The following is a 20,319-nucleotide window of genomic DNA, read 5'->3' as shown; positions in this document are numbered from 1 at the left end:
GCTCGAAAGCCCAGGCACCTCGGACTCGTAGTTGCTGCGGCTGCGGTAGCCGTCGTACTAGTCGGGGCAGTGGTCGCCGTGCTCGTCTTCACGCCGTTCTCATCCTCACCAGGGGTAGCTGAACAGTCGGCGTCTCCGCCCACAGCATCTACCGACACCGAAGTTCCAGAGGTGATGCCGGTCACGCCCACACCAGGCGAATCCGCACCGCAGACGGCCCCCGATTCATCACCGAAGCTTGATGTTCCTGGTAGCGGGGCGGCACCGATACCCCGGGACGCCACAAAGCTCTGCGTGTACGGCACCACCAAAGAGGTCGAGGTGTATCTGTTTGAGAACAGCAATAGTTCTTCTAGTGATTGGATCTACGTCGGCGGGAACGCCGAACTTGGCTACCTCACCCTCCCGGCCAAAGCCGTCTATTTCCCGGGTGGCGGAGTATCCGGGCACCGCATGACCAACGCTGACGGCACGGAGTACTACCTCACCGGGCACGAACTCACTGTCACCCCGGCAAATGGTGAAGGTTTCTATCAGATCGTCCGCAGCTGGGAACAATACGGCTGCTAACCCTCGAACGGATCAACGATGAACACCCCCGATACCCCGCTCACGCCTGACCCTTCACAGCTTCCACCGCCTTCACTGGCTAACGGGTCGCTGCCGTCAATGCCTGCACCGGAGGCTCAAGAGACTGCGCCACCGCCGCCTCCGAGCGATACCCAGACATCTATAGGCATGCCGAAGAAGAAGCCACGCAAGTGGGTGTGGATCATCGTGGCCGCGGTACTCGTTCTCAGTGGTGGGGCGGCGACTACGGTCCCACTCGTCAATCAGGCAACCCAAGCCGCCGAGCACGATGCCGCGCTCACGAAGCACGCCGATGCGATCACCGCATACGAGGCGGCTTGGGCGGAGTTTGGTCGTCAGAACACCGATACCCGAGACGATCAGGGGCAGTTGTCGATGACCTCGCTCGACAACATCGAAGAGGTCAACGAGGCGTTCCTCTCGGCCATTACTGCGGCTGACGAACTCGAGCATCAGGGATTCGAGAAGGCCGGCTCGGACGCAAGCAACGAGCAGCTCGGGAGCGATACCCGGCGCATCGAGGCCGCGACCAGTGAGGTTCAGGCGGTCACGAAACAGCTTGCCGATGCATCGGTGTTGTTCCTCGACAGCCACCGGCAAACGATGGTGAAGTCCCTCACCAACGAGATCGAGAACGCCCAGCAGACATTCGATGCTTCCCGAGATGCGGGTGATGCTGAACTCGTGGCTCAGCTAGAGCAGGCGATCAGCGATGCCCGAGCCCTGGCAGACGATCCGAAGGCTCACCCCACCGATCTGCGCTCCGCTATTGAGAATCTGAACACCCTCGCCGGGAAGGTGAAGGGCTCAGCAGGGCCACGAGTAGAGGACATCACGGACGGCGAGTGGAGCATCCTCCCCGGCGAATCTCTTGGCACCGGAGGCGCAATCGGGCTCTTCGTCGACGGTACCCAGATCAGCATGATCGATGTTCCGAGCGGCGCATACACTGGCCCGCCCATCTTCGTGCACGATACCCCGACCTGGACAGTGCAAGATGGATGCCTCCGCGCAAACGGGAAAGTGCATCGCCACAGCCAACTTTGGTTCTGCCCGGCTGGAACTCCGGTCCCGGCAGAGGCTCACCCGGACATCCGCACGCTGAAGTTCGGTGATCAGGCCGAGGACGTGTCTCAGGATCGACTGATCGGGAACTGGTTCATGTATCTCAAATAGAGCATCCAGCCGCCCGGGTTCTTTCAGCGATACCCGATCAAGTGCCGGGGACAGGCTGCCTCTGACTCAGCAGTTCTCATTGAACAGCGGAACTCATCTTGGGGTTACCCCAGGTGCATTCATTATTGTGGCTCAGCGATACCCAAGGCCCAAGGCAGTGGATTGGTGCAGGCCGTCACCGTAGCGCCCCAGGACCAGCACCGCAGCCCCGAGTGGCTTTGAGCGCGAACTCCACAGGTTCACCGCGCTCCCGGGATGATGCGTACCTGCGTCGCCACGGTTCTCTCGGGGACGGTCGGCCCGGCCACCGGTTTTCGTACAGTTCATGGGAGGTCATCGTGCCTCTTGTGAGCGATACCCTGGGCGGCATCCACACCGGCCATCAACGCAGGCGGTCTGACCCAAAATCTCTGACCCCGACCGCTGCCGCAACCGGGGGATTCAGTGCGACTCGAAGGACGATCTTTCCTGACCGAGCCTGGCCTTCTTTTCAGGTTTTTCTGTTGCCGGAGTCTCTATTGCCAGTAATAGCGCGTATCAATGGGTTGCGTCATGTGCCGATTCGGCCCCTCGCCGGTGAGGTTTGTACGGTAGCGAGATAACCCGGGTATTCACCCCAGGCGAGAGCGCGTGTGCGGCTCCCCAGGCGGGAGCAGCATGCCGGCTTGCAGCGGAATGGCCAGTGATCATAGGCGTGGCGCGGGCTTTCTGACTTTCTTGGGCACATCAGCTTTCACTTGGGTCGAGCAAGTGCTGCCTGTCACGCCGCTGGACGCAACGAAACCGGCCGGGGTAGGGGTGAAGCTTGGCCGAGCCGCAGTTAGGCCCACAGCGGGCCGTGTAGCGCGTGCGGTGAAGCGCGGCGGGACCAATGGCGGCCAGCGGCGCATGGCGACCCGCCCCTGGCCCGGTAGGGCGAGTGACTTGCTACCCCGGGCTAGGAGACAAGCGCCGGTGGTGCTGGCCCGGCGCTCGCCACAGGACCGGCTGCAGCGTCAACCCTGCAGGTCTGTTGTGTTTGCAAATTTCCGCATTGGTGATTTCGTGCTCTGAGCGCACATGAGGTGTCACGGTTTTCACCTGGAAGAAGATTCTTGTCCACATCACTTGACAACTCATCGGGGTATGTGAGTTAGGATTTCCGGAACACGAGGATGGGTTCGAGTTCCACGTTGGGTTTTGCGTCGGTGAGTTTGACGCGTTTGCGGTGGTTTTGTAGATCGCCGGGGCGGGCTCGGGGCGCAAGATAGTGGAGGTTGACGAGTTCGAAGCCGTCGCCCTCGGTGTGCTCGACCCACCGATCCACGATCTGCATGACTTCCTGACGTCCAGTTACAGGGTCCTTTTTGCCTGTTCGATAGTCAGTAATGTTGACCAGGAACAGTCCGCCGGGCTTCAAAGCTTCCCGGACGCGCTCCGATGTTGGGCGTACATATCTGGTCAGCCAAGCGTCGACGTTACTAAACGACGTCACTGACTGTGACGGCCTACCCGGCTCAGCGCCTTTCTCGTCGTAGATCTCTAGGTCGAAGTACGGCGGAGACGTGAAAGCAAAGTCAACACTGTTGGACGCCAATTCAAGGTCCTGGGACCCTCGGCAGTGAAGGTCATACGAGTCTGTGCGTCCAGTGACGGACTCAATGAGTTGCCCGAGACGGTCCAGGTTGTAGATGGTCTCGTCATTCGGGTCGCATCCGATGTATCGCAAGTTGCCGGGTGCGGTGAGTGCACCGAGGAGTCTGCCTCCATACCCGGCGCTCGGATCGAGCACCGTGCCCCCGTTCGGGAGGTAGGTCTGGTAGATCGCCCGCGCAGTCATCGGGCTGAAGTTTCTCGGGTAGTAGCCCTTCGACCGCAGTTTTGACTGAGTCAGGCGGTCGGGCCCCCTACCTTCTCGCAGAATGCTTCGCACGCTCTTTGCCAGATGCTCTGGGTCCATGAAATCGGTACGTAACGATCTGCCAGTGACGGCTCGCGCATCAAATAAGTTCGGGAACATCCAGTTGCACAGATCAACACCCTTGCGTGACGCGCTCCCTGGCACAAAGTAAAGGGTCTCCGGTGAGTACCAAACTTGATGTGTCGCCTTCGCGTTCGTCTTTGCGCCCAATTTCAGACTGGATGCAATCTCTTTTCGAGCGGCCGCATCAGAGTAGTAAACGATGGGGAAGGCGTCGGCTTCTTGATACGCCCGCACCACACGATCAATAATTGCGCTCTGCTCTTCTACGGTTGCGCTGGCATACGTTTCCGCGCCGGAGTCTTTGAATAGGTCAGGAAGTATCTGCTCGAAGGTTTTCAGGGCACCAAGTTTCGGGGACCCTTCAGGCAGGGTGATTCCCCATGAACGGTACCGCCCTGCCAGGCCCCTCTCTCGCACCTCTTCAATTGAGAGGGAATCGCCTGGCGACGCGGCATCAGATCCTGCACTCACTTGATCCAACACGCTCCACACTCCCAAGGTTCGCGATTAGGGTCTGGCTTCTCGGGCGGGGTGCAGAGGCCTGGTTCCCTGAGATAGTTGCGGACTGTACGAGGATCGCAGCCCAGTGCGCGGGCGCATGCGGTCTGCGTAAGCTCCCGGTCGTTATGGCGAAGCTCACAGAGCTTCCTCATTCGCGTTTCGACAAGCTGCGCGCGGACGGTGTTCGCGCGTTCAAGATTTGCCACGCTCGACGAACGTTTGGGGGATTCACCCCGACGCCTCTGCGCCTCATACCGGGCTGTCACCTGACCTCCTGGGTGCTGCGCTGCCTCCGTCACTAGCGTTGCGAAACGGCTTCGCGACCTCGCCGGCGAGATAGTGTTCAGAAGTAGGAGATCTGCGTGCGGTGATAGCGGGTAGGTGTACGTGTTCTCCAGCCCTGCACGGCGAGCTGAGTATTCCATCGGTTCGGCGCCGATCACTTCCCTCAGCTGAGCTTTCCAGCCTCTAGCTTCTGCCAGCAGCGCTGCTTCGTCTTCGAACACGACTGCGCGTCCTGTCTTCTGCTGAGCACCTTTGGACTCTGCCCTGCTTTTGGGATCAAAGATTGTGATGAGGGAATTCGGGCGAAATACGAACCAACCCGCTTCAATCTCTCCCCACCTGTTCTTCAGCATCCACGCTGGCATTGGCAGTCCGCCCTCAATCGCGGCTAGCAGGGGCCTCGGAGATTTCACCCGTTCTACAACGAGTTCGACCTCGCTCCACTCTCGTGCAAAAGGCAGCGCGTCACGGACGACAATGTTTTCAGGGTTCGCCATTAGCCCATTGGAGGTTTCCCTTCCGAGCGCGTCGTACCCGTTCACGTAACGCACCTCTGCAAGAGACTCTACGAGCGTCATGATCGTGTTTGTCGGTTGTGTCGCGCGACACATCCACCTCTGCAACTGCCCCCAAGCAACGGAGAACATGTCAGACTCGGGCCTCGCTTCGAGCTGAGCGACATCGATTGAGTCAGCGACGTACACGATGCCCGTTCTGTCACGGCGGGTACTGGAGCCTCTGGCCCGGACAGCTAGCTCAATGATGTTCACCCCGCCATCCTCTCAGGAACAGTAAAAGGTCCGCCCATTCAGCACATCACTGCACCAAACTGGCGGACCTCTCACGTTGCTTCTGAGGTTATATCTTCAGATACGAGGCATACTCGTTATCTCGGCGTATCGCTTTAAACAGCTCCACCGCAGTCACTCGCAACGCGGTGGCAATCCGACTGAGCGGCACTCCGGCAGCGAGCTGCTGCTCAGCGCCCAGCACCCGTTCCAGCGTCAGCAGCGGGTCGGTCTCGTGCATCGTGGCGAAGTCGAACGCGAAACCTCGCGGACCCTTCATTGTCTTTGCCCGCTCAAGCGCAGCCATACGGCCAATCAGTTCCAGCGATTCGTCTGGCGCTTGGGTAGGCCGCGAATCCTTCTGCGTAGATGGGCTGCCGTCTGCGTGAAAGTCCACGCCTGTCGTGGGCTTCAAGATGAACGCATCTTCCAACGCCTCGAACCCGACCCCACGCTCCTTCAAGAACAGCAGGAGATTATGGAAGTCGGATACCGAGTCAGCGATCCGGTCGATACGTTCCACGAAGATGAAATCGCCCGTCTGGGTTGCTGCGAGCATCCGGTTCAGGTTCACCCTCGCCGTGTCATACCGTGGCCCGTAATCACAGAAGAGCGCCACCGATCCGAGCGCTTCCGCGCGCTGCTCGGGGTGTTCGTCGCTGTAGTCGAGGTGCATATATCCGTAAACCTGGGATGCCATTGTGGCCTGCCTTCCGTCTCATCGATGAGCGGCACTGTGCCGCCGATGATGAAGCCACGCTCACTGCTCGCACTCCGCAGCGATACAGCATCAAAAGCATGAATAGAAGCGCAGAGGTTAGCTACGAGTCTCTTCTCAGCGACGAAGCCCGGAATTCAGGCGCGGCCAAGGACGTTCGAGCACTAGTTGCTTGGAACACCGCAGGCTCATCAGGCCACACGCATCTACTGAGGCCAGGAGCCGACTGATTGCCTGTATTCAGTAGCTTCCGCGTCTTCCGTGAACTCGAGAATATTTCCAACTCGTTGCAGCAAAACTTCTCGCACTTCGCTAGGTGTGGCAAAGAAGAATTCCTTCCGCGAATTTGCCTGATTGAGCGCCCGCGTGGCGAAATGCTTATGCAAGTCATTTTCCAGCGTCACGGCATCCTCTGAGAAGAAGAGTGCGTGTACGTCAAATCTGAATGGCACGGAAGCACCGCTGAGTTCAGAGATACGTTCCAAAGGCTGAAGACGCCGGGTCAGCCCAATCTTGACCACGCCCGCGCCAAAAGCTCCCTCGTTCGAAATTACATAAATGTAGCCCGCCCGAATATTGGCTGCGCGATAATCGTTCTGCTCGATGGCCTGATCTACAGCTGCAAGCCGCGCGATCAGATCCGAGTCTTCTCGACCTTGCAGCCGGAGCGCTGCAAGGGTATTTGTAAGGTGAGTTCGTTCCTTGTCCAACCGTGCGCGCTCTTCTTCAAGTTCGCGTTGCACGCGGGCTTCCTCCCGAAGCCGCGCTCGTTCTTCCTTGGCCTCTTCACGCTCTTCTTGCTTCTTCATCAGCCAATCAGCCGTAAGCTCAATTTCGGCTATGCGAAGCTGGTGGAAAGCCTCGTCGATCCGCATTTCCATGAGAGCGCCAAGTTTTGCAATCGCCGAACGTGAAGCTTCAAGACGCCGCTTCGCAGTCTCTATGTTTCCCGCCCGGAGCGAGCGGATCACATTGTCTGCTTCAGCGTTATAGGCACGAAGCATCAACTTGCCAAGGTCAGCGGTCATCCGTCGCCCTTGGGCGAGCGAGTTGTTCAATGTGAACAACTCAGACTTTGCAATTGCCCGTCCGCTTCGCACCGAGTCGGCAATATCTGATTCAAGAGATTTCAGGCGATCTTTGTATGCTGCCGCCGACTCAAGTGGATGGTGATAGCGATAGATTCCTACATCCTGAAGGACACGTGCGTCATCCAGTTCGATAAGCCCTTGCCCTGATGATTCCTCAAGTCGAAGTCTCAGCTCCGCGTTCTCTGCTTCAAGAAACTCGACTCTTGCATTTTCGCTAGTCCCGAGAGCGCTTGTCTCAGCTGCCTTAGCTGTCTCGTTCTCGGCATCGCCAGTTGTATTTACGACAGGTGTCCCGTCATCAGATACCCAGAGTTGCCACCCTGCAGGCGGTTCCGGCCAGTTTGGGTCTCGGGTCCACCCCGCGGGCGGTTGCCATCCTGCCGGGGGTTTAGGCCAGCCCGGTGGTGGATTGAAAACAACGCTCATTGCCTACGACACTCGCTTTATGCCCGAAGAATCAATTTCTACAAGCCCCATCGGGTTCTTGGAGACCGTAGCTCCAAGGTGATCAAGCGTTGCCGAGGGAACTACAGAAGAAAGATCCAAACCAGCAAAGGCGCTTCGCTCTACTGCAACAGCAACGAAAGGAACATATGTTTCTCGTCCAGTCGCTGGGCTGATCGTCTTCGCCCCCAGTTCCAGGGAGATGCTACGCACAATTTCGCGACGATCTGCCTCAAAGACTTCGTGGAGGCTCCTTAAGGCGACCTGGTGCACGATACCGGCGTATCGATCTTTCATATCCTTTTGCGAGAGCTGCGTTTCAGTGATCTGATCCGTCGACTTCGTGTACTTAAACGCTTTGGTCTTTGGGACAGCCTCAGGCCCCGGAATTGTGAGTCGCAGCGTAAGCTCCGCCGCTGTCGGGTCAAAACTCGACTCGTGCTTCACCGGGAAATGCTCGGGATACACCGAGTTCATGAGCACAATGCTGACGTATTCTTGGACAGCATCGACGGTCCCGTACCCAAGACCTGCGATGAGCTGGTCAAGCTCCTCGTTTTGTTCGGCCGCGTCTCGCTCGCGCGCTTCGCACTCAGCCGCGTAACGCTGCTCGGCTTCTTCCAAAGACACAAGTCTGGCCCGCTCAGCCTCATCGTACTCGGCAGCTTGTGCTGCCCGGCGACCAGGCAACGCTTCCGTAGCGGCTTGCCAGGCATAGTAGTCAGTCGCATACTGTTGCTCCACGGCTGCATGTGCCGCTTCAAGCTTCTTTTTCTTACCAAAGAGCCCTGTCGGCGCTGGTACTTCACCGCGTACCGGCAAAGGTGGATCAGCAATTGGGGTAGGCGAAGGAGTCGGTCGTCTCAATTGTTCAGCAGGAAATGGTGGATGTTCCGCTACGACCCGCAGCGTTTCGAGGTCAACGAAATCATCGACACCAAGTGTTGCTTCAAGAAGTCCATCAAGCTCTGCATAATGCTCAGACAGTCCAAGGTTCAAAGACTCAACTTCTGCCTGCATCGCGGCAACGTGAGCGGCGAGCGCCTCACGTTCGAGTCGCTTTCTGTCCGCTTCAGCCGCGCGGGTAGCCGCTGCTTGAGCCCGTTCCGCAGCTTTCTGAGCCTGCTCCGCACGCCTTGCAGCGGCAAGCTGTTGCCTCGCAGCCGCACGCTGCCTTTGCTCGGCAAGCCGAGCCTGATGCTGCATTTCTGCCAAGAATCCTCTACGACGAGCCACTCAAACCTCCGAATGAACCGAGCCCATCCTAAATTTGAGTCAGGGCACAACTGAATATCTGGCAACACAGGCTTCCCTATGCGCATGGATCACCAGTTGTCATCTTATCTAGTGGCCCGAATGTGGCGTCGCCATCCCAGGCTGAACATTGGGATGCAGCTAACACGCTTGGCAGGCTCACCAAGCGTGTACATGAAATGTGCACACATTGGACTTTGGGCAGCATTTGAGGCACTCCCAGCCCTGGCGACAACGCCAGGCAGATTTGGACGCGTCTGCGGCGATGACGACTGAGCGAAGCCCTCAGATGGAGTCCTCTTGAAGGGCAGCACCGACACCTGCGCGATCCCCCAACCAACCCCAGGTACAACAAAACCCCCGGCGTGACCAGGGGTTTCAGTTGCGGCTTGTCGTAGCTGAGGCGGGGCTCGATCCCGCGACCTCACGATTATGAGTCGTGCGCTCTAACCAGCTGAGCTACTCAGCCATGCTGACCATAAAGATCAAACAAGCCAGAGCCCCGACCGGGACTTGAACCCGGGACCCCTTCCTTACCATGGAAGTGCTCTACCACTGAGCTATCGGGGCGAAGCCACCTTGCGGCGACAACCGTTTGAGAATAACACCTTTCGCATCCCGATGCGAAATCTGCTTGGCTAGTACGTGCGCGCCGGGCATGTCGGCGCAGAATTACAACAGAAAGAGGAGCGCGTGAACAGCCGCGTCGTTGCCATCGTCGGAATCATCCTGGCCCTGTGGATGTCGCTCGGGCGGTGGGTGTTTGGCATTGGCGGCACCCTCTCCTGGTGGTACGTGCCGGCGATTGGCCTCACCTTCGCGGCTCTGCAGCTCTGGCTCGCGCGCCGCCTCACCATCACCCGTGCGCGCGGCAAGCGCACCGGACGCAGCACGATCGTCTCGCTGATCCTCGCGTGGGTCTGCGCGATCGGCTTCGGCCTCACCGTGCCCGATCTGGCGGACGGCAAGCTCGAGTCGATCCTCAGCCTCGCGTCCGGATCCGCGTTCTCCGCGGAGATGTCGATCGCGCTCTGCAACCCGCTCGGGATCATCGCTTTCGCACTCGCCATCGCCGCGCTCGGCTTCGCGTACGCCGACGCCCGCGATCCCAAGCCCGAAGAGGACGAGATCGACGAGGGCGGCATGGTGCCGCACCCTCTCGGCTAACACCTCGACAAGCCACGAAAAAGCCCCCTACCGGAGTAGGGGGCTCTTTGCTGAGCGGAGGGTAGGGGATTTGAACCCCTGAGACGGGGTTACCGCCTGCTTGTTTTCAAGACAAGTTCCTTCGGCCGCTCGGACAACCCTCCACCGACGAGCCTAGCAAACGGCGGGGGTGTCGAGCGACGCGCAGGATCAGACCAGGCCGGGGAAGCGCTGCTGCAGCGCTGTGAGCAGGCCATTCTCCTCGATGGTGCCCGTGACGCGCGCCGCGACCTTCTGCACCTCAGGAACTGCCTGCCCCATCGCTACCCCGTCGCCGCGGCGCGACGCCCAGGTGAGCATGTCGATGTCGTTGCGGCCGTCGCCCGCGGCGAACACCCGCGACGCGTCGATACCCACGCGCTCACGCACCACCTCGAGCGCGCTCGCCTTCGTCACGCCGTCGGGCGCAATGTCGAGCCACGACGTCGTGCCCACGGCATACGAGACGTGCGTGAGCCCCAGCGTGCGCACGGCGCCCACGAACTCCTCGAGCCGGTGGTCCGGGGACACGACGACCACGCGGGAGGCCTGCACCCCCAGCAGCTCGTCAAACGTCACCTGGCGCTGCTCCGCGGGGAGCGTACCGGTTGGGATCTGCTCGGTGTAGAGGAAACCACCATCGGCGAGCTCGACCGCGAAGCGGGCCGTGACCAGCTGCGTGCGGATCTTCTGCAGCGCGTCGCTCGGATCAAAGGCCTCGACCATCTCGCGTCGGTACGCGCGCGGGGCGAGCGCATCACGCTTCAGCGTGACGGCACCGTTCGCCGCAACCACCCACTGCGGGCGGATGCCGAGCCGCTCAACGATGGGCAACGTCGCATCGACCGAGCGCCCCGTGGCGATCACGACCTCGTGCCCCGCCGCCTCGAGCGCGCGAATGGCGGCGGCAAGATCCGGATCGATGCGACCACCGTTGGGATCGTCGCCCGCGCCCTCACCGAAACCGTGGCTCAGCACAGTCCCGTCCAGGTCGAGTGCGATGAGATGCCGCTCAGCGGCGGACACGGCCTGCAGCGAGGGAATGGTCATCGTGTGTATCCCTCACCCATCGGGGTCAGCACCTCAAGGCCGCCGAGGTAGGGGCGCAGCGCCTCGGGCACCGTCACGCTGCCGTCAGCCTGCTGGTGCGTCTCGAGAATCGCGACGAGCCAGCGGGTGGTCGCGAGCGTACCGTTCAGCGTCGCGACCGGGGCGGTCTTGCCGCTCTCGGTGCGGAAGCGGGTGGCCAGACGGCGCGACTGGTACGTGGTGCAGTTACTCGTCGAGGTGAGCTCGCGGTACGCGTCCTGCGTCGGCACCCACGCCTCGATGTCGAACTTCCGCGCCGCGCTCGAGCCGAGATCGCCCGCCGCGACGTCGATCACGCGGTAGTGCAGACCGAGCGACTGGAGCATCTCCTCTTGCCACGCGACCAGGCGATCGTGCTCTGCCTCGGCGTCGGCCGGATCGGCGTACACGAACATTTCGAGCTTGTTGAACTGGTGCACGCGGAGGATGCCGCGGGTGTCCTTGCCGTGCGAGCCGGCCTCGCGGCGGTAGCAGGTCGACCAGCCGGCGTAGCGCATCGGACCAGCGGCAAGGTCAATGATCTCGTCCGAGTGGTACCCGGCGAGGGCAACCTCGCTCGTGCCCGTGAGGAACAGGTCGTCCGCGGGCAGGTGGTACACCTCGTCCGCGTGCTCACCGAGGAAGCCGGTGCCACGCATGACCTCAGGCTTCACAAGCGTCGGCGTGATGAGCGGCGTGAAGCCGTGCGACAGCGCGCGATCCAGCGCGAGGTTCATGAGTGCCAGCTCGAGGCGTGCACCCACCCCACGCAGGAAGTAGAAGCGGGCACCCGAGACCTTCGCGCCGCGCTCCATGTCGATCGCGCCGAGCATCTCGCCGAGCTCCAGGTGGTCACGCGCGGGGAAATCGAACTCGGGCTTCACGCCCACCTCGCGCAGCGTGACGAAGTTCTCCTCGCCGCCAGCGGGCACGCCGTCAATCACGAGGTTCTCGATGCGCATCGAGATTGCGGAGAATTCAGCCTCGGCGGCCTTGGCGCGCGCGTCGGCGGCCTTTACCGCGGCGGCAAGCTCCTGCGCGCGGGCGATAAGTGCGGGCTTGTCCTCCTTGGAGGCGGCCTTCACTTGCTTGCCGAACTCGTTCTGCTCAGCGCGGAGCGACTCGAACTCGGTGAGCGCTGCGCGGCGGGACGCGTCTGCGGCGAGCGCTTCGTCGACCACCGCCTCGCTGTTTCCACGCGCGCGCTGCGAACGCTTGACGGCCTCAGGATCAGTGCGGAGGAGTACTGGATCGATCACATCGCCCAGCTTACCTGTGCTGAGCTGGGCGATGGCGGCCCGGGGACTACGCTTGTCCCATGATCGCCACCCCGGAGCGGCATCAGCCGAGCGCGGCTGTTGTGTACCACCCGCTGAAGACCGACATCGCAGCGCTGCGCTCGGCCGTGATGGTGCAGGAGCGCCGACTCGGCTGGTCCCCCACGCAGTGGCACGAGACCGAAGCGCACGACGCGGGCGTGGGTGCGACCCGGCGAGCAATCGCGAACGGAGCGAGCGTGGTGCTCGCGAGCGGGGGCGACGGCACGATCCGCGCGGTGTCTGAGGCGCTGCGGGGCACCGGGATCCCGATCGTCATCATTCCGCAGGGCACGGGGAACCTGCTGGCCCGCAACCTTGGGGTGCCACTGAACCGGATCGACGAGGCGGTGCGGGCCGCGTTCACGGGGAACAACCGCGCGGTGGACGTGGGCATTCTCACGATCACGCGGGAGGACGAGAGCGAGGACGAACACCTCTTCCTCGTGCTCGCCGGCATGGGCCTTGATGCACGGGCGATCTCTGCGACCCGCGCGACGCTCAAGAAGCGGCTGGGGTGGCTCGCCTACGTGGATGCGGGGGTACGCACGATGCTGCGCGACGGCCCGCTGCAGATTCACTATTCGATCGACAACTCGCCGCTGAAGCCACTCTCCGTGTACACCGTGATGATCGGCAATTGCGGGCTCATGCCGGGCGGCGTGCTCCTCATCCCCGACGCGAAACTCGACGACGGCATGCTCGACATCGTGGCGCTGCGCCCACTCGGCGCGTTCTCGTGGCTGCGCATCTGGAACAAGATCGGCTGGGAGAACGGCGTGCTCCGGAAGACGCAGACCGGGCGTCGGATCATCGACCTCGTGCATGACACGAGGTCGGTGAACTACTCGCAAGTGCGCCGCTACGCGCTGTCGGTGTCGAAGCCGGAGCCCGTGCAGCTTGACGGCGATGACTTCGGGCTCGCACTCGCGGTGAGCGGCGTGGTCGACCCGGGCGCGCTCGTCGTCCGCGTGCTCCCGGAGTGGAAGGCGCAGGCCTAGCGCCCACCACCCCGGGAGCGGAGCGCGGGATCAGCCCTCGCTGTTGGGCGTCGCTTCAGCACCCTTTGCGTCGGCACTCTTCGCGTCGGCGCCCTGAGTTTCAGCATCATTCGCTTTGGGTTCCTTCGTTTCGGTGTCCGCCGCCGAGCCTGCCAGGGCATCGCAGTTGCCAAGGCTCGGCACGCGCTCGTACGGGAGAACCGAGACCTCGCCCGTCGCGTCAGGATCCGGGTATACACCGTCAAGAACGCGCGCTTCTCTTAGCGGGAATACGTTCCATTCATCGGGCATCGTGGCGACCGCGTTGCGGCGGTAGTCGAGGAGTTCCCCGGTCTCGGGATCCGCGCCGGAGGCGGGAAGCCAGTCGGCATCGCGGGGATCGCCTGCGCCTGTGTGGAGCGGGGTCCCATCCTGCGCGAAGAGCTGCACGCCGTCGAGGGGCTGCCCCGCGCAGTCGTACGCAAAGATGTTCGAGATCTCGGTGCCGTTGCTCGTGAGCCCCCAGCTGGTCTGCATGTCGGGTTCCTCCACGTACGGCGTCGTGGAGCCCCGGAGCAGACCGAGGGCCGCGGGCGAGAGCAGCACAATCGCCAGCACGGACACCGCGCTCGCGACGCGGCGCAGCCACACGCCCCAGCCGTCGGGCGCCCATCGACCACGCCCCCACTGCACACTAACGATCACCGTGGCCACGGAGACGAGTGCCCACACCGCAAGGCTCGGGATCCCCACCAGCATGCACAGCACCGCGGCGAGCGCCCCGCCACGCGCCACCCACCACAGGGGGCGGAGGGCGAGCGCGAAGTCGCGCACGGCGACCCGCGCGGGCGTGCCAGCCCACCAGGCGTGCCAGCCGCGGACAAGCGCGGCCCAGCTCTCCGCCACGCTGTGACGCGCGTCTGAGCGCGGGGCCCGCTGTGGGAGCCCCGCGGCCTGACGCAGCTCGGCGGCGTACTTTACGGGGTCACCCAGCGCGGGGTCCTCGCCCAGCCGATCCGTGAGATCGGCGGCGAGCCCGTCAGTCAGCTCGTCAACCTCTTCTGGACCGAGGTCGGCGAGCTGCGAGCGCACGGCGGCCACAAAGGTGCGAGCGCGGGCCTCGCGGCTGCCGGCTGCGCCCTGCCCGATTCCCAGCCCGGCGGTCGGCTCTGCACCCGGGAGCGGGGTGGTGGCGTTCCAGTCTTCGGGGGTGCGGCTCTCGGGGGCGTGGCCCTCGGGGGTGCGCGATGCGGTGTTCATGCGCGTGCTCCTTCCTGCGCGGCGGGGGTGGTCCCCGCGGCCGCAACGGCGTGCGAATCGTCTGCGATGAGCCGGGTCAGTGTCCCGGCGAAGCGGTTCCAGCCGGCCCGCTGCTCGGCAAGCAGCTCCTGCCCAGCTGGGGTGATGCTGTAGTACTTGCGGTGCGGGCCGCCCTCGGAGGGCACCACGTAGGTGGAGAGCGCACCGGCAGCGTACAGCCGACGCAGGGTGCCGTACACGGAGGCGTCGCCCACCTCGGCAAGACCCGCGTCGCGCAGGCGCCGCACCACGTCGTAGCCGTAGCCGTCCTCGCGCTGCACGACGGCAAGCACCGCAGCGTCGAGCACTCCCTTCAGGAGCTGAGTCGCGTCCATCCGTGTTCCTTTCCTGGGCTGCGCACGGGAGGACTGTGGCACGGCCGCGATCCCCATCAAGAAACTGCGTGGGATCGTGGCCGTGGTTGACTTCCCGCGTCCGCACTAGTGTGCATTACACAATAGTGCGGTGTCAAGAAGACTTCTCCGGCGCAGCGGAACGTCAGCCGCCGAGAACGCGGCCGCTCAGGCAGCGGCGCTGGCGCTACGCCTCGCCGTCGGCGGTGCCCTCGATCACACCGCGCAGCCAGTCTCGAGCATCCCGGAACGAATCATCATCGTGCGCCGCGCGGGTGGTTGCCGCGATGCGATCCGCGCGCGGATACGAGCCGAGGAACACCACTTTCGGGCTGAAACGCTTCACACCGAGCAGTGCGTCAGCCACGCGCGCGTCCTTCACGTGCCCCTCCGCGTCGATCACGAAACGGTAGCGCCCCATTCGATCGCCGATCGGCCGCGAGGCAAGGAGCGTGAGGTTGACCCCGCGGGTGGCGAACTGTTCGAGCAGGTCAAGCAGCGCACCCGAGCGGTCGTCGGGCAGTTCGATGATGAGGGAGGTCTTGTCGGCCCCCGTCGGCTCCCCCACGGGCACCGTGCGGCTGACCATCACGAACCGCGTCACCGCATCCGGGTTATCCGCAATGCCCTCCGCGAGCACCTCAACGTCGTAGTGCGCCTCAATGCCGGGCGGGGCAATCGCCGCGTCGATCCCTTTCTCGGGGTCGAACAGATCGGCGGCGGCCTGCACATTCGACGTGGCAATCAAGTGGCGGTGCTGCGGCGCGTTCGTGTCGAGCCAGGTGCGGCACTGACCGTAGGCCACCGGATGGCCCGACACCACGCTCACGTCTTCGAGGCGCGTGCCCGGCTTTGCCACGAGCACGAAGCGCACGGGCACGAGGTACTCCCCCACAATGCGCAGGCCCGGGATCGTCGCGAGGAGATCCTGCGCCACGGTCACGCCGCCGTCGATCGAGTTCTCGATGGCGATCATCGCGGCGTCGCTGCGCCCCGACACCACATCGCCGAGCGCCTCGCCCAGGTTGTCAACCGGGTGCCACTCCTGGCCGGCCGCCTCGGGAGCTTGCTTGAGCGCCGCCTCCGTAAACGTCCCGGCCGGCCCCAGGTAGGAGTAACGGCGGGCGGGGGCGGTGGTCTCAGACATGGTCCCTAGAGTATCGCCCGGCGCGCCCCGGTTGGCACGTGCATTCGGGGCGCAAGCCTGGAAGTTCAGCTAGTCGAGTACGCGGGCGACGAGCGCCTGGGCCGCCTGCTGCACGAGCGCGAGATGCTCAGGCCCACGGAACGACTCTGCGTAGATCTTCATGACGTCCTCGGTGCCCGAGGGGCGCGCGGCGAACCAAGCGTGGTCCGTCTGCACTTTGAGCCCGCCGATCGCCGCGTCGTTCCCCGGTGCGCGCGTGAGGATCGCCGTGATGGGATCGCCTGCGAGCTCGGTGTCGGTCACATCGCTCGATGCGAGCGCGCCGAGGGTCGCCTTCTGGGCGGGCGTCGCGGCGGCATCGATGCGCGCGTAGGCGGGCTCGCCATACTGCGCGACGAGCGCACGGTACCGCTCGGAGGGCGACTGCCCCGTGACCGCCTGAATCTCTGCGGCGAGCAGCGCGAGCAGAATGCCGTCCTTATCGGTGCTCCACGCGGTGCCGTCGAAGCGCTGGAATGAGGCTCCCGCACTCTCCTCGCCGCCGAACACCACCGTGCCGTCGAAGAGGCCAGGCACAAACCACTTGAAGCCGACCGGCACCTCGAGGAGCGTACGGCCGTGGCCCGCGACCACCCGGTCGATCATGCCGGAGGACACGAGCGTCTTCCCGATGCCCGCCGCGGCCGGCCACTCGGGTCGATGGGTGAGCAGGTAGTCGATCGCGACCGCCAGGAAGTGGTTGGGGTTCATCAGACCGTCTGCGGTCACGATGCCGTGGCGATCCGCGTCCGCGTCATTGCCCGTGATCAGCGAGAACTCGTCACGGAACTCGTCCACCGTGCTCATCACGTGCGCGGAGGACGGGTCCATGCGAATCTTGCCGTCCCAGTCGAGGTGCATGAACCCCCACTGCGGGTCCACGCCCGGCCCCAGCACCGTGAGGTTCAGGGCGTGCTGATCCCGAATCGCGTCCCAGTAGGCAACGCTTGCGCCGCCGAGCGGGTGCGCTGCGAAGGCCACGCCCGCGTCACGGATGGCCGCGAGGTCAATCACCTCCGCAAGGGCGCCAACGTAGCCGGCGAGGAAGTCGAAGCGCGGTGCCGCAGCAACGGTGTCGGCATCCGCACGCGAGATCGCCGCGATCCCGCGCTCAAGCAGTTCGTTGGCGCGCGCCGCGATCCAGTTGGTTGCGTCGCTGTCGGCGGGACCGCCGTGCGGCGGGTTGTACTTGAAGCCGCCGTCGGCTGGCGGGTTGTGGCTCGGGGTGACAACGATGCCGTCGGCGCGGGCAGGGTCGTCCGCGTCTCGCCCGCGGTTGTAGGCAAGGATCGCGTGGCTGAGCGCCGGGGTGGGCACGAACCAGGCGTCGCCCTCGCCCGCGGAGGGGCGCACGTCCACGCCCGCAGCAAGCAGCACCTCGACCGCGGTGCGCTCGGCGGGAATCGAGAGCGGGTGGGTGTCCGCCCCGATGAAGAGGGGGCCGGTGATGCCCTGGGCGGCTCGATACTCGGCGATCGAAGCGCTGATCGCCGCGATGTGCGCGTCAGTAAATGCGCCGGAGAACCCCGAGCCGCGGTGACCCGAGGTGCCAAACACGACGCGCTGCGCGGGATTCGTGAGATCGGGCGTGGTGTCGACGTAGGCCTGGAGCAGCGCCTCGACGTCGACGAGGTCTTCGGTACGGGCGATGGTGCCGGCGCGTTCGTGCATCCCCCCAGTGTGCCACCCCACCACCCTCCCCCTCCGATTCGGGGTCACTTCGGCACCGTGTTGCGGGTGGGCGGGTCCGCAACACAGTGCCGAAGTGACCCCGATCTGTGGGTGGGCGTGGTGTGGGCTTTACCGGACGTTCATGGGGCCGGGCTATCCTGAAGCCATGATCGAGAGTGTGGTCCACCCCCGCCGAGACGACATCGAATGCTGGCTCACCGACATGGATGGGGTGCTGGTTCACGAAAACCGCGCGATCCCCGGTGCCGCCGAGTTGCTCGAGCACTGGCGCGAGGAGGAAATGCCCTACCTCGTGCTCACGAACAACTCGATCTTCACCGCGCGCGATCTCAGCGCGCGCCTCGCCTCGTCAGGCATCGATGTGCCGGAGGAGCGGATCTGGACGAGCGCGCTCGCCACCGCGGCGTTCCTGAAGCAGCAGAAGCCCGGCGGCTCGGCGTTCGTCATTGGCGAGGCCGGCATCCTCACCGCGCTGCACGACGCAGGGTACGTGATGACCGAGTCTGATCCCGACTTCGTGGTGGTGGGCGAAACCCGCAACTACTCGTTCGAGGCGATCACGAAGGCGATCCGCCTGATCAGCCGCGGTGCGCGCTTCATCTCGACGAACCCGGACGCCACCGGGCCGAGCCCCGAGGGCCCGCTGCCCGCCACCGGCGCGATCAACGCGCTGATCACGAAGGCGACGGGCATGGAGCCCTACGTCGTGGGAAAGCCGAACCCCATGATGTTCCGCTCTGCGCTCAACAAGATTGGCGCGCACTCGCACAACACGGGCATGATCGGCGACCGCATGGACACCGACGTGGTCGCGGGCATGGAGGCGGGCCTCCACACCGTGCTCGTGATGACCGGGATCTCGGATCGCGCAGAGATTGAGCGCTTCCCGTTCCGTCCGGACGAGGTGCTCGGCTCGGTCGCGGAGCTGCTCCCTCGCTAGCGCGTTCACGGTGCAGGCCTACCCCAGAGGTCCGCGCCAAAACTGCGGCGCAACGCTCGGCTGACCTCTTCTGTTCCGGCGTCGCCGCGGAGCAGCGCGGCGATCTGCTGCGCAATCGGTTCCGCATGTTCGAACCCTGCACCCAGCCGCACAATCTCCTGTGTTCCGATGCGGATGCCCTGCGGCGGGGCATCGGAGGCCTGCCCGACCAACCGGCACGCTCCCACGTACACGCCACCTGATTCAAGCGTTCGCATTGCCGCGGTGCCGCCGCCGAAAGCAGCGACGTCCACGACTACCTGGTGGGTTGCGGTCACCCCGCGCTCAATTGCCTGCACGCTCATGCCGTGCGCAGCCAGTCGCTCCCCCAGCGCAACTGCGAGCTCAATCGTTCGTTGCGCCCAAGCCGGACGTTGTTCCACTGCCTCAGCCGTTGCGATGGCGAGTGGCCCGAGCCGGGCAGGATCGTAGTTTGAGGAAAGCATCGGGTAGAGCGCATCGCTCAACCGTTCAGCAACCTCGGCGCTGTTCGTCGCGACCGCGCCACCCGCGGGCCCGGCAAGCGTCTTATACGTGGAGAACGTGAGCAGGTCAACGCCCTCGTCGAGCGGATTCGGGAAGGCTCCCGCAGCGATCAGCCCCGCCACGTGCGACGCGTCAAAGATCAGTATTGCCCCAACGCGGTCCGCAGCATCACGCAGCGGCGCGATCTGGGTGGCGAACTGAATGACGCTGCCGCCCACCAAGATGATTCGCGGCCGCCTCGCCACTACGAACGCGTCGAGCTCCGCTGCATCGATATCCCCTGTATGCGGGTTGCTCGGCAGATAGCTTCCTCGAAGGCCGCGCACCCCAGCGGTTCCGGCAGCCAGGTGGCTGGCATGGCTCCCCGCGCTGGGCGACAGTGTCGCGATCGTGTCGCCAGGTTCCGTGAAAGCCGCGTAGGCAGCAAGGTTCGCAAGGGTCGCAGTCACGAAACGGCCATCAGCGAACTTCGCGCTGAACGCGCGGCGCAGCTGTTGGGCAGCAATAACCTCAAGCTCTTCAACGTGTTCGAGGGCCGGCTGTATTTTCTCGCCCGGCCAGCCGAGCGCCGGCCGTGGAGCCAGATCCGATTCGTGCGCAGCCCGTACGCGGGGAGACAGCACGTTGCTCCCCGCGTACAAGTTGAGCCCGCGTGCACCACCAATGTCGAGCTGAGCGTTCTGCGCGGCATGCACCGCTGCAGTGACCGTGGCCGCGTCCTGCTGCTGGTTGGCTTTCAGCAACTGCGCGGTTCGTCGCTGCGCTGCCGGGGATCCCCAGGGGATCAGCGGAGTATCAAGCAGAGCGCTCATGACGTCACTCACCTTCGGTTGGTGTGAATAGGGGTGCCTGCGCCGCTCTGGCGCATGGGATGTTTACTTGCCCTTAAACGCATCGCGCAGGTCGCGCAGCGTGGGCGGCAAGCCCATTGCCGTCACGGCGAGGCCGACGATGATGGCGAGAA

The 20,319-nt window shown here is 63.8% G+C and carries 17 protein-coding genes and 3 tRNA genes; 5 read left to right on the top strand and 15 right to left on the bottom strand.

The genetic code is table 11. The features are described from left to right. Nucleotides 1-69 precede the first annotated feature (69 nt). Both ACR81A_RS01600 and ACR81A_RS01595 read left to right on the top strand, forming a co-directional pair. Nucleotides 70-570: a hypothetical protein gene (locus tag ACR81A_RS01600; RefSeq protein ID WP_440312364.1), complete on the top strand. Its 501-nt coding sequence runs from the start codon at nucleotides 70-72 to the stop codon at nucleotides 568-570. A gap of 168 nt (nucleotides 571-738) precedes the next feature. Then, nucleotides 739-1,767 (top strand): hypothetical protein, encoded by a 1,029-nt coding sequence (locus ACR81A_RS01595; RefSeq protein WP_440312363.1) that lies wholly within the window; start codon nucleotides 739-741, stop codon nucleotides 1,765-1,767. A gap of 1,132 nt (nucleotides 1,768-2,899) precedes the next feature. On the opposite strand, the gene ACR81A_RS01590 is transcribed toward ACR81A_RS01595, so the two are convergent. From ACR81A_RS01590 to ACR81A_RS01560, 7 genes are all read right to left on the bottom strand, one after another. Further along, a complete protein-coding gene (locus ACR81A_RS01590) occupies nucleotides 2,900-4,213 on the bottom strand; it encodes a DNA methyltransferase (RefSeq protein WP_440312362.1) in 1,314 nt (437 codons plus the stop codon). Beyond that, nucleotides 4,198-5,286 carry a hypothetical protein gene (locus ACR81A_RS01585; protein ID WP_440312361.1) on the bottom strand — a complete coding sequence of 363 codons (1,089 nt, stop codon included), beginning with the start codon at nucleotides 5,284-5,286 and terminating at the stop codon, nucleotides 4,198-4,200. The genes ACR81A_RS01590 and ACR81A_RS01585 overlap by 16 nt, the downstream gene beginning before the upstream one ends. 88 nt (nucleotides 5,287-5,374) lie before the next feature. Beyond that, nucleotides 5,375-6,004 carry a recombinase family protein gene (locus tag ACR81A_RS01580; RefSeq protein WP_440312360.1) on the bottom strand — a complete coding sequence of 210 codons (630 nt, stop codon included), beginning with the start codon at nucleotides 6,002-6,004 and terminating at the stop codon, nucleotides 5,375-5,377. A 224-nt stretch (nucleotides 6,005-6,228) separates the two neighbouring features. Beyond that, a complete protein-coding gene (locus ACR81A_RS01575; protein ID WP_440312359.1) occupies nucleotides 6,229-7,539 on the bottom strand; it encodes a DUF4041 domain-containing protein in 1,311 nt (436 codons plus the stop codon). Between the two features lie 3 nt (nucleotides 7,540-7,542). After that, nucleotides 7,543-8,763 (bottom strand): hypothetical protein, encoded by a 1,221-nt coding sequence (locus tag ACR81A_RS01570; protein ID WP_052492763.1) that lies wholly within the window; start codon nucleotides 8,761-8,763, stop codon nucleotides 7,543-7,545. A 443-nt stretch (nucleotides 8,764-9,206) separates the two neighbouring features. Next, a tRNA-Met gene (locus ACR81A_RS01565) sits at nucleotides 9,207-9,280 on the bottom strand. 29 nt (nucleotides 9,281-9,309) lie between these two features. Continuing rightward, nucleotides 9,310-9,381: transfer RNA gene (locus tag ACR81A_RS01560), tRNA-Thr, on the bottom strand. Between the two features lie 123 nt (nucleotides 9,382-9,504). On the opposite strand from ACR81A_RS01560, the gene ACR81A_RS01555 reads away from it, so the two are divergent. Next, nucleotides 9,505-9,978: a hypothetical protein gene (locus ACR81A_RS01555; protein ID WP_337248967.1), complete on the top strand. Its 474-nt coding sequence runs from the start codon at nucleotides 9,505-9,507 to the stop codon at nucleotides 9,976-9,978. Between the two features lie 55 nt (nucleotides 9,979-10,033). Here the strand turns inward: ACR81A_RS01555 and ACR81A_RS01550 are convergent. The 3 genes from ACR81A_RS01550 to serS form a co-directional block, all read right to left on the bottom strand. After that, nucleotides 10,034-10,121, bottom strand: a tRNA-Ser gene (locus ACR81A_RS01550). 46 nt (nucleotides 10,122-10,167) lie between these two features. Further along, a complete protein-coding gene (locus ACR81A_RS01545) occupies nucleotides 10,168-11,046 on the bottom strand; it encodes an HAD family hydrolase (RefSeq protein ID WP_440312358.1) in 879 nt (292 codons plus the stop codon). Next, nucleotides 11,043-12,323, bottom strand: coding sequence for a serine--tRNA ligase (serS, locus tag ACR81A_RS01540; RefSeq protein ID WP_202382396.1), 1,281 nt, complete (start codon nucleotides 12,321-12,323; stop codon nucleotides 11,043-11,045). The genes ACR81A_RS01545 and serS overlap by 4 nt, the downstream gene beginning before the upstream one ends. Nucleotides 12,324-12,382: 59 nt before the next feature. Between serS and ACR81A_RS01535 the strand changes: the two genes are divergently transcribed. Beyond that, entirely contained in the window at nucleotides 12,383-13,381 is a 999-nt protein-coding gene (locus tag ACR81A_RS01535) for a diacylglycerol/lipid kinase family protein (RefSeq protein ID WP_440312357.1), read from the top strand. 30 nt (nucleotides 13,382-13,411) lie between these two features. Here the strand turns inward: ACR81A_RS01535 and ACR81A_RS01530 are convergent, their stop codons facing one another. The 4 genes from ACR81A_RS01530 to pgm all read right to left on the bottom strand — a co-directional run bounded on the left by ACR81A_RS01530 (nucleotide 13,412) and on the right by pgm (nucleotide 17,869). Further along, the gene (locus ACR81A_RS01530) at nucleotides 13,412-14,620 is read right to left on the bottom strand and encodes a hypothetical protein (RefSeq protein WP_440312356.1); all 1,209 of its coding nucleotides are present in this window, start codon (nucleotides 14,618-14,620) and stop codon (nucleotides 13,412-13,414) included. After that, entirely contained in the window at nucleotides 14,617-14,994 is a 378-nt protein-coding gene (locus ACR81A_RS01525) for a PadR family transcriptional regulator (protein WP_202382399.1), read from the bottom strand. Before ACR81A_RS01525 ends, ACR81A_RS01530 begins: the two co-directional genes overlap by 4 nt. Nucleotides 14,995-15,199: 205 nt before the next feature. Beyond that, nucleotides 15,200-16,159: a prephenate dehydratase gene (gene pheA, locus ACR81A_RS01520; protein WP_202382400.1), complete on the bottom strand. Its 960-nt coding sequence runs from the start codon at nucleotides 16,157-16,159 to the stop codon at nucleotides 15,200-15,202. 69 nt (nucleotides 16,160-16,228) lie between these two features. Continuing rightward, nucleotides 16,229-17,869 carry a phosphoglucomutase (alpha-D-glucose-1,6-bisphosphate-dependent) gene (gene pgm / locus ACR81A_RS01515; RefSeq protein WP_440312355.1) on the bottom strand — a complete coding sequence of 547 codons (1,641 nt, stop codon included), beginning with the start codon at nucleotides 17,867-17,869 and terminating at the stop codon, nucleotides 16,229-16,231. 166 nt (nucleotides 17,870-18,035) lie between these two features. On the opposite strand from pgm, the gene ACR81A_RS01510 reads away from it, so the two are divergent. Further along, a complete protein-coding gene (locus ACR81A_RS01510) occupies nucleotides 18,036-18,830 on the top strand; it encodes an HAD-IIA family hydrolase (protein ID WP_202382402.1) in 795 nt (264 codons plus the stop codon). 5 nt (nucleotides 18,831-18,835) lie between these two features. Here the strand turns inward: ACR81A_RS01510 and ACR81A_RS01505 are convergent, their stop codons facing one another. After that, nucleotides 18,836-20,167 (bottom strand): DegT/DnrJ/EryC1/StrS family aminotransferase, encoded by a 1,332-nt coding sequence (locus tag ACR81A_RS01505; RefSeq protein WP_202382403.1) that lies wholly within the window; start codon nucleotides 20,165-20,167, stop codon nucleotides 18,836-18,838. Nucleotides 20,168-20,319: the final 152 nt, after the last annotated feature.

This window comes from Leucobacter chromiireducens, from assembly GCF_051993095.1.
GTDB classification, from domain to species: Bacteria; Actinomycetota; Actinomycetes; order Actinomycetales; family Microbacteriaceae; genus Leucobacter; species Leucobacter chromiireducens.
The sequence above is the reverse complement of the archived record's forward strand: the minus strand, read 5'-3'. Positions and strand labels throughout refer to the sequence as shown.

What these genes read in the sequence shown, in the direction of transcription:
- ACR81A_RS01595 (WP_440312363.1), top strand. Translation starts at nt 739, where the DNA reads ATGCCGAAGAAGAAGCCACGCAAGTGGGTGTGGATCATCGTGGCCGCG.
- ACR81A_RS01580 (WP_440312360.1), bottom strand. Translation starts at nt 6,004, where the DNA reads ATGGCATCCCAGGTTTACGGATATATGCACCTCGACTACAGCGACGAA.
- ACR81A_RS01575 (WP_440312359.1), bottom strand. Translation starts at nt 7,539, where the DNA reads ATGAGCGTTGTTTTCAATCCACCACCGGGCTGGCCTAAACCCCCGGCA.
- ACR81A_RS01570 (WP_052492763.1), bottom strand. Translation starts at nt 8,763, where the DNA reads ATGCAGCATCAGGCTCGGCTTGCCGAGCAAAGGCAGCGTGCGGCTGCG.
- ACR81A_RS01545 (WP_440312358.1), bottom strand. Translation starts at nt 11,046, where the DNA reads ATGACCATTCCCTCGCTGCAGGCCGTGTCCGCCGCTGAGCGGCATCTC.
- ACR81A_RS01535 (WP_440312357.1), top strand. Translation starts at nt 12,383, where the DNA reads ATGATCGCCACCCCGGAGCGGCATCAGCCGAGCGCGGCTGTTGTGTAC.
- ACR81A_RS01530 (WP_440312356.1), bottom strand. Translation starts at nt 14,620, where the DNA reads ATGAACACCGCATCGCGCACCCCCGAGGGCCACGCCCCCGAGAGCCGC.
- ACR81A_RS01525 (WP_202382399.1), bottom strand. Translation starts at nt 14,994, where the DNA reads ATGGACGCGACTCAGCTCCTGAAGGGAGTGCTCGACGCTGCGGTGCTT.
- pheA (WP_202382400.1), bottom strand. Translation starts at nt 16,159, where the DNA reads ATGTCTGAGACCACCGCCCCCGCCCGCCGTTACTCCTACCTGGGGCCG.
- pgm (WP_440312355.1), bottom strand. Translation starts at nt 17,869, where the DNA reads ATGCACGAACGCGCCGGCACCATCGCCCGTACCGAAGACCTCGTCGAC.
- ACR81A_RS01510 (WP_202382402.1), top strand. Translation starts at nt 18,036, where the DNA reads ATGATCGAGAGTGTGGTCCACCCCCGCCGAGACGACATCGAATGCTGG.
- ACR81A_RS01505 (WP_202382403.1), bottom strand. Translation starts at nt 20,167, where the DNA reads ATGAGCGCTCTGCTTGATACTCCGCTGATCCCCTGGGGATCCCCGGCA.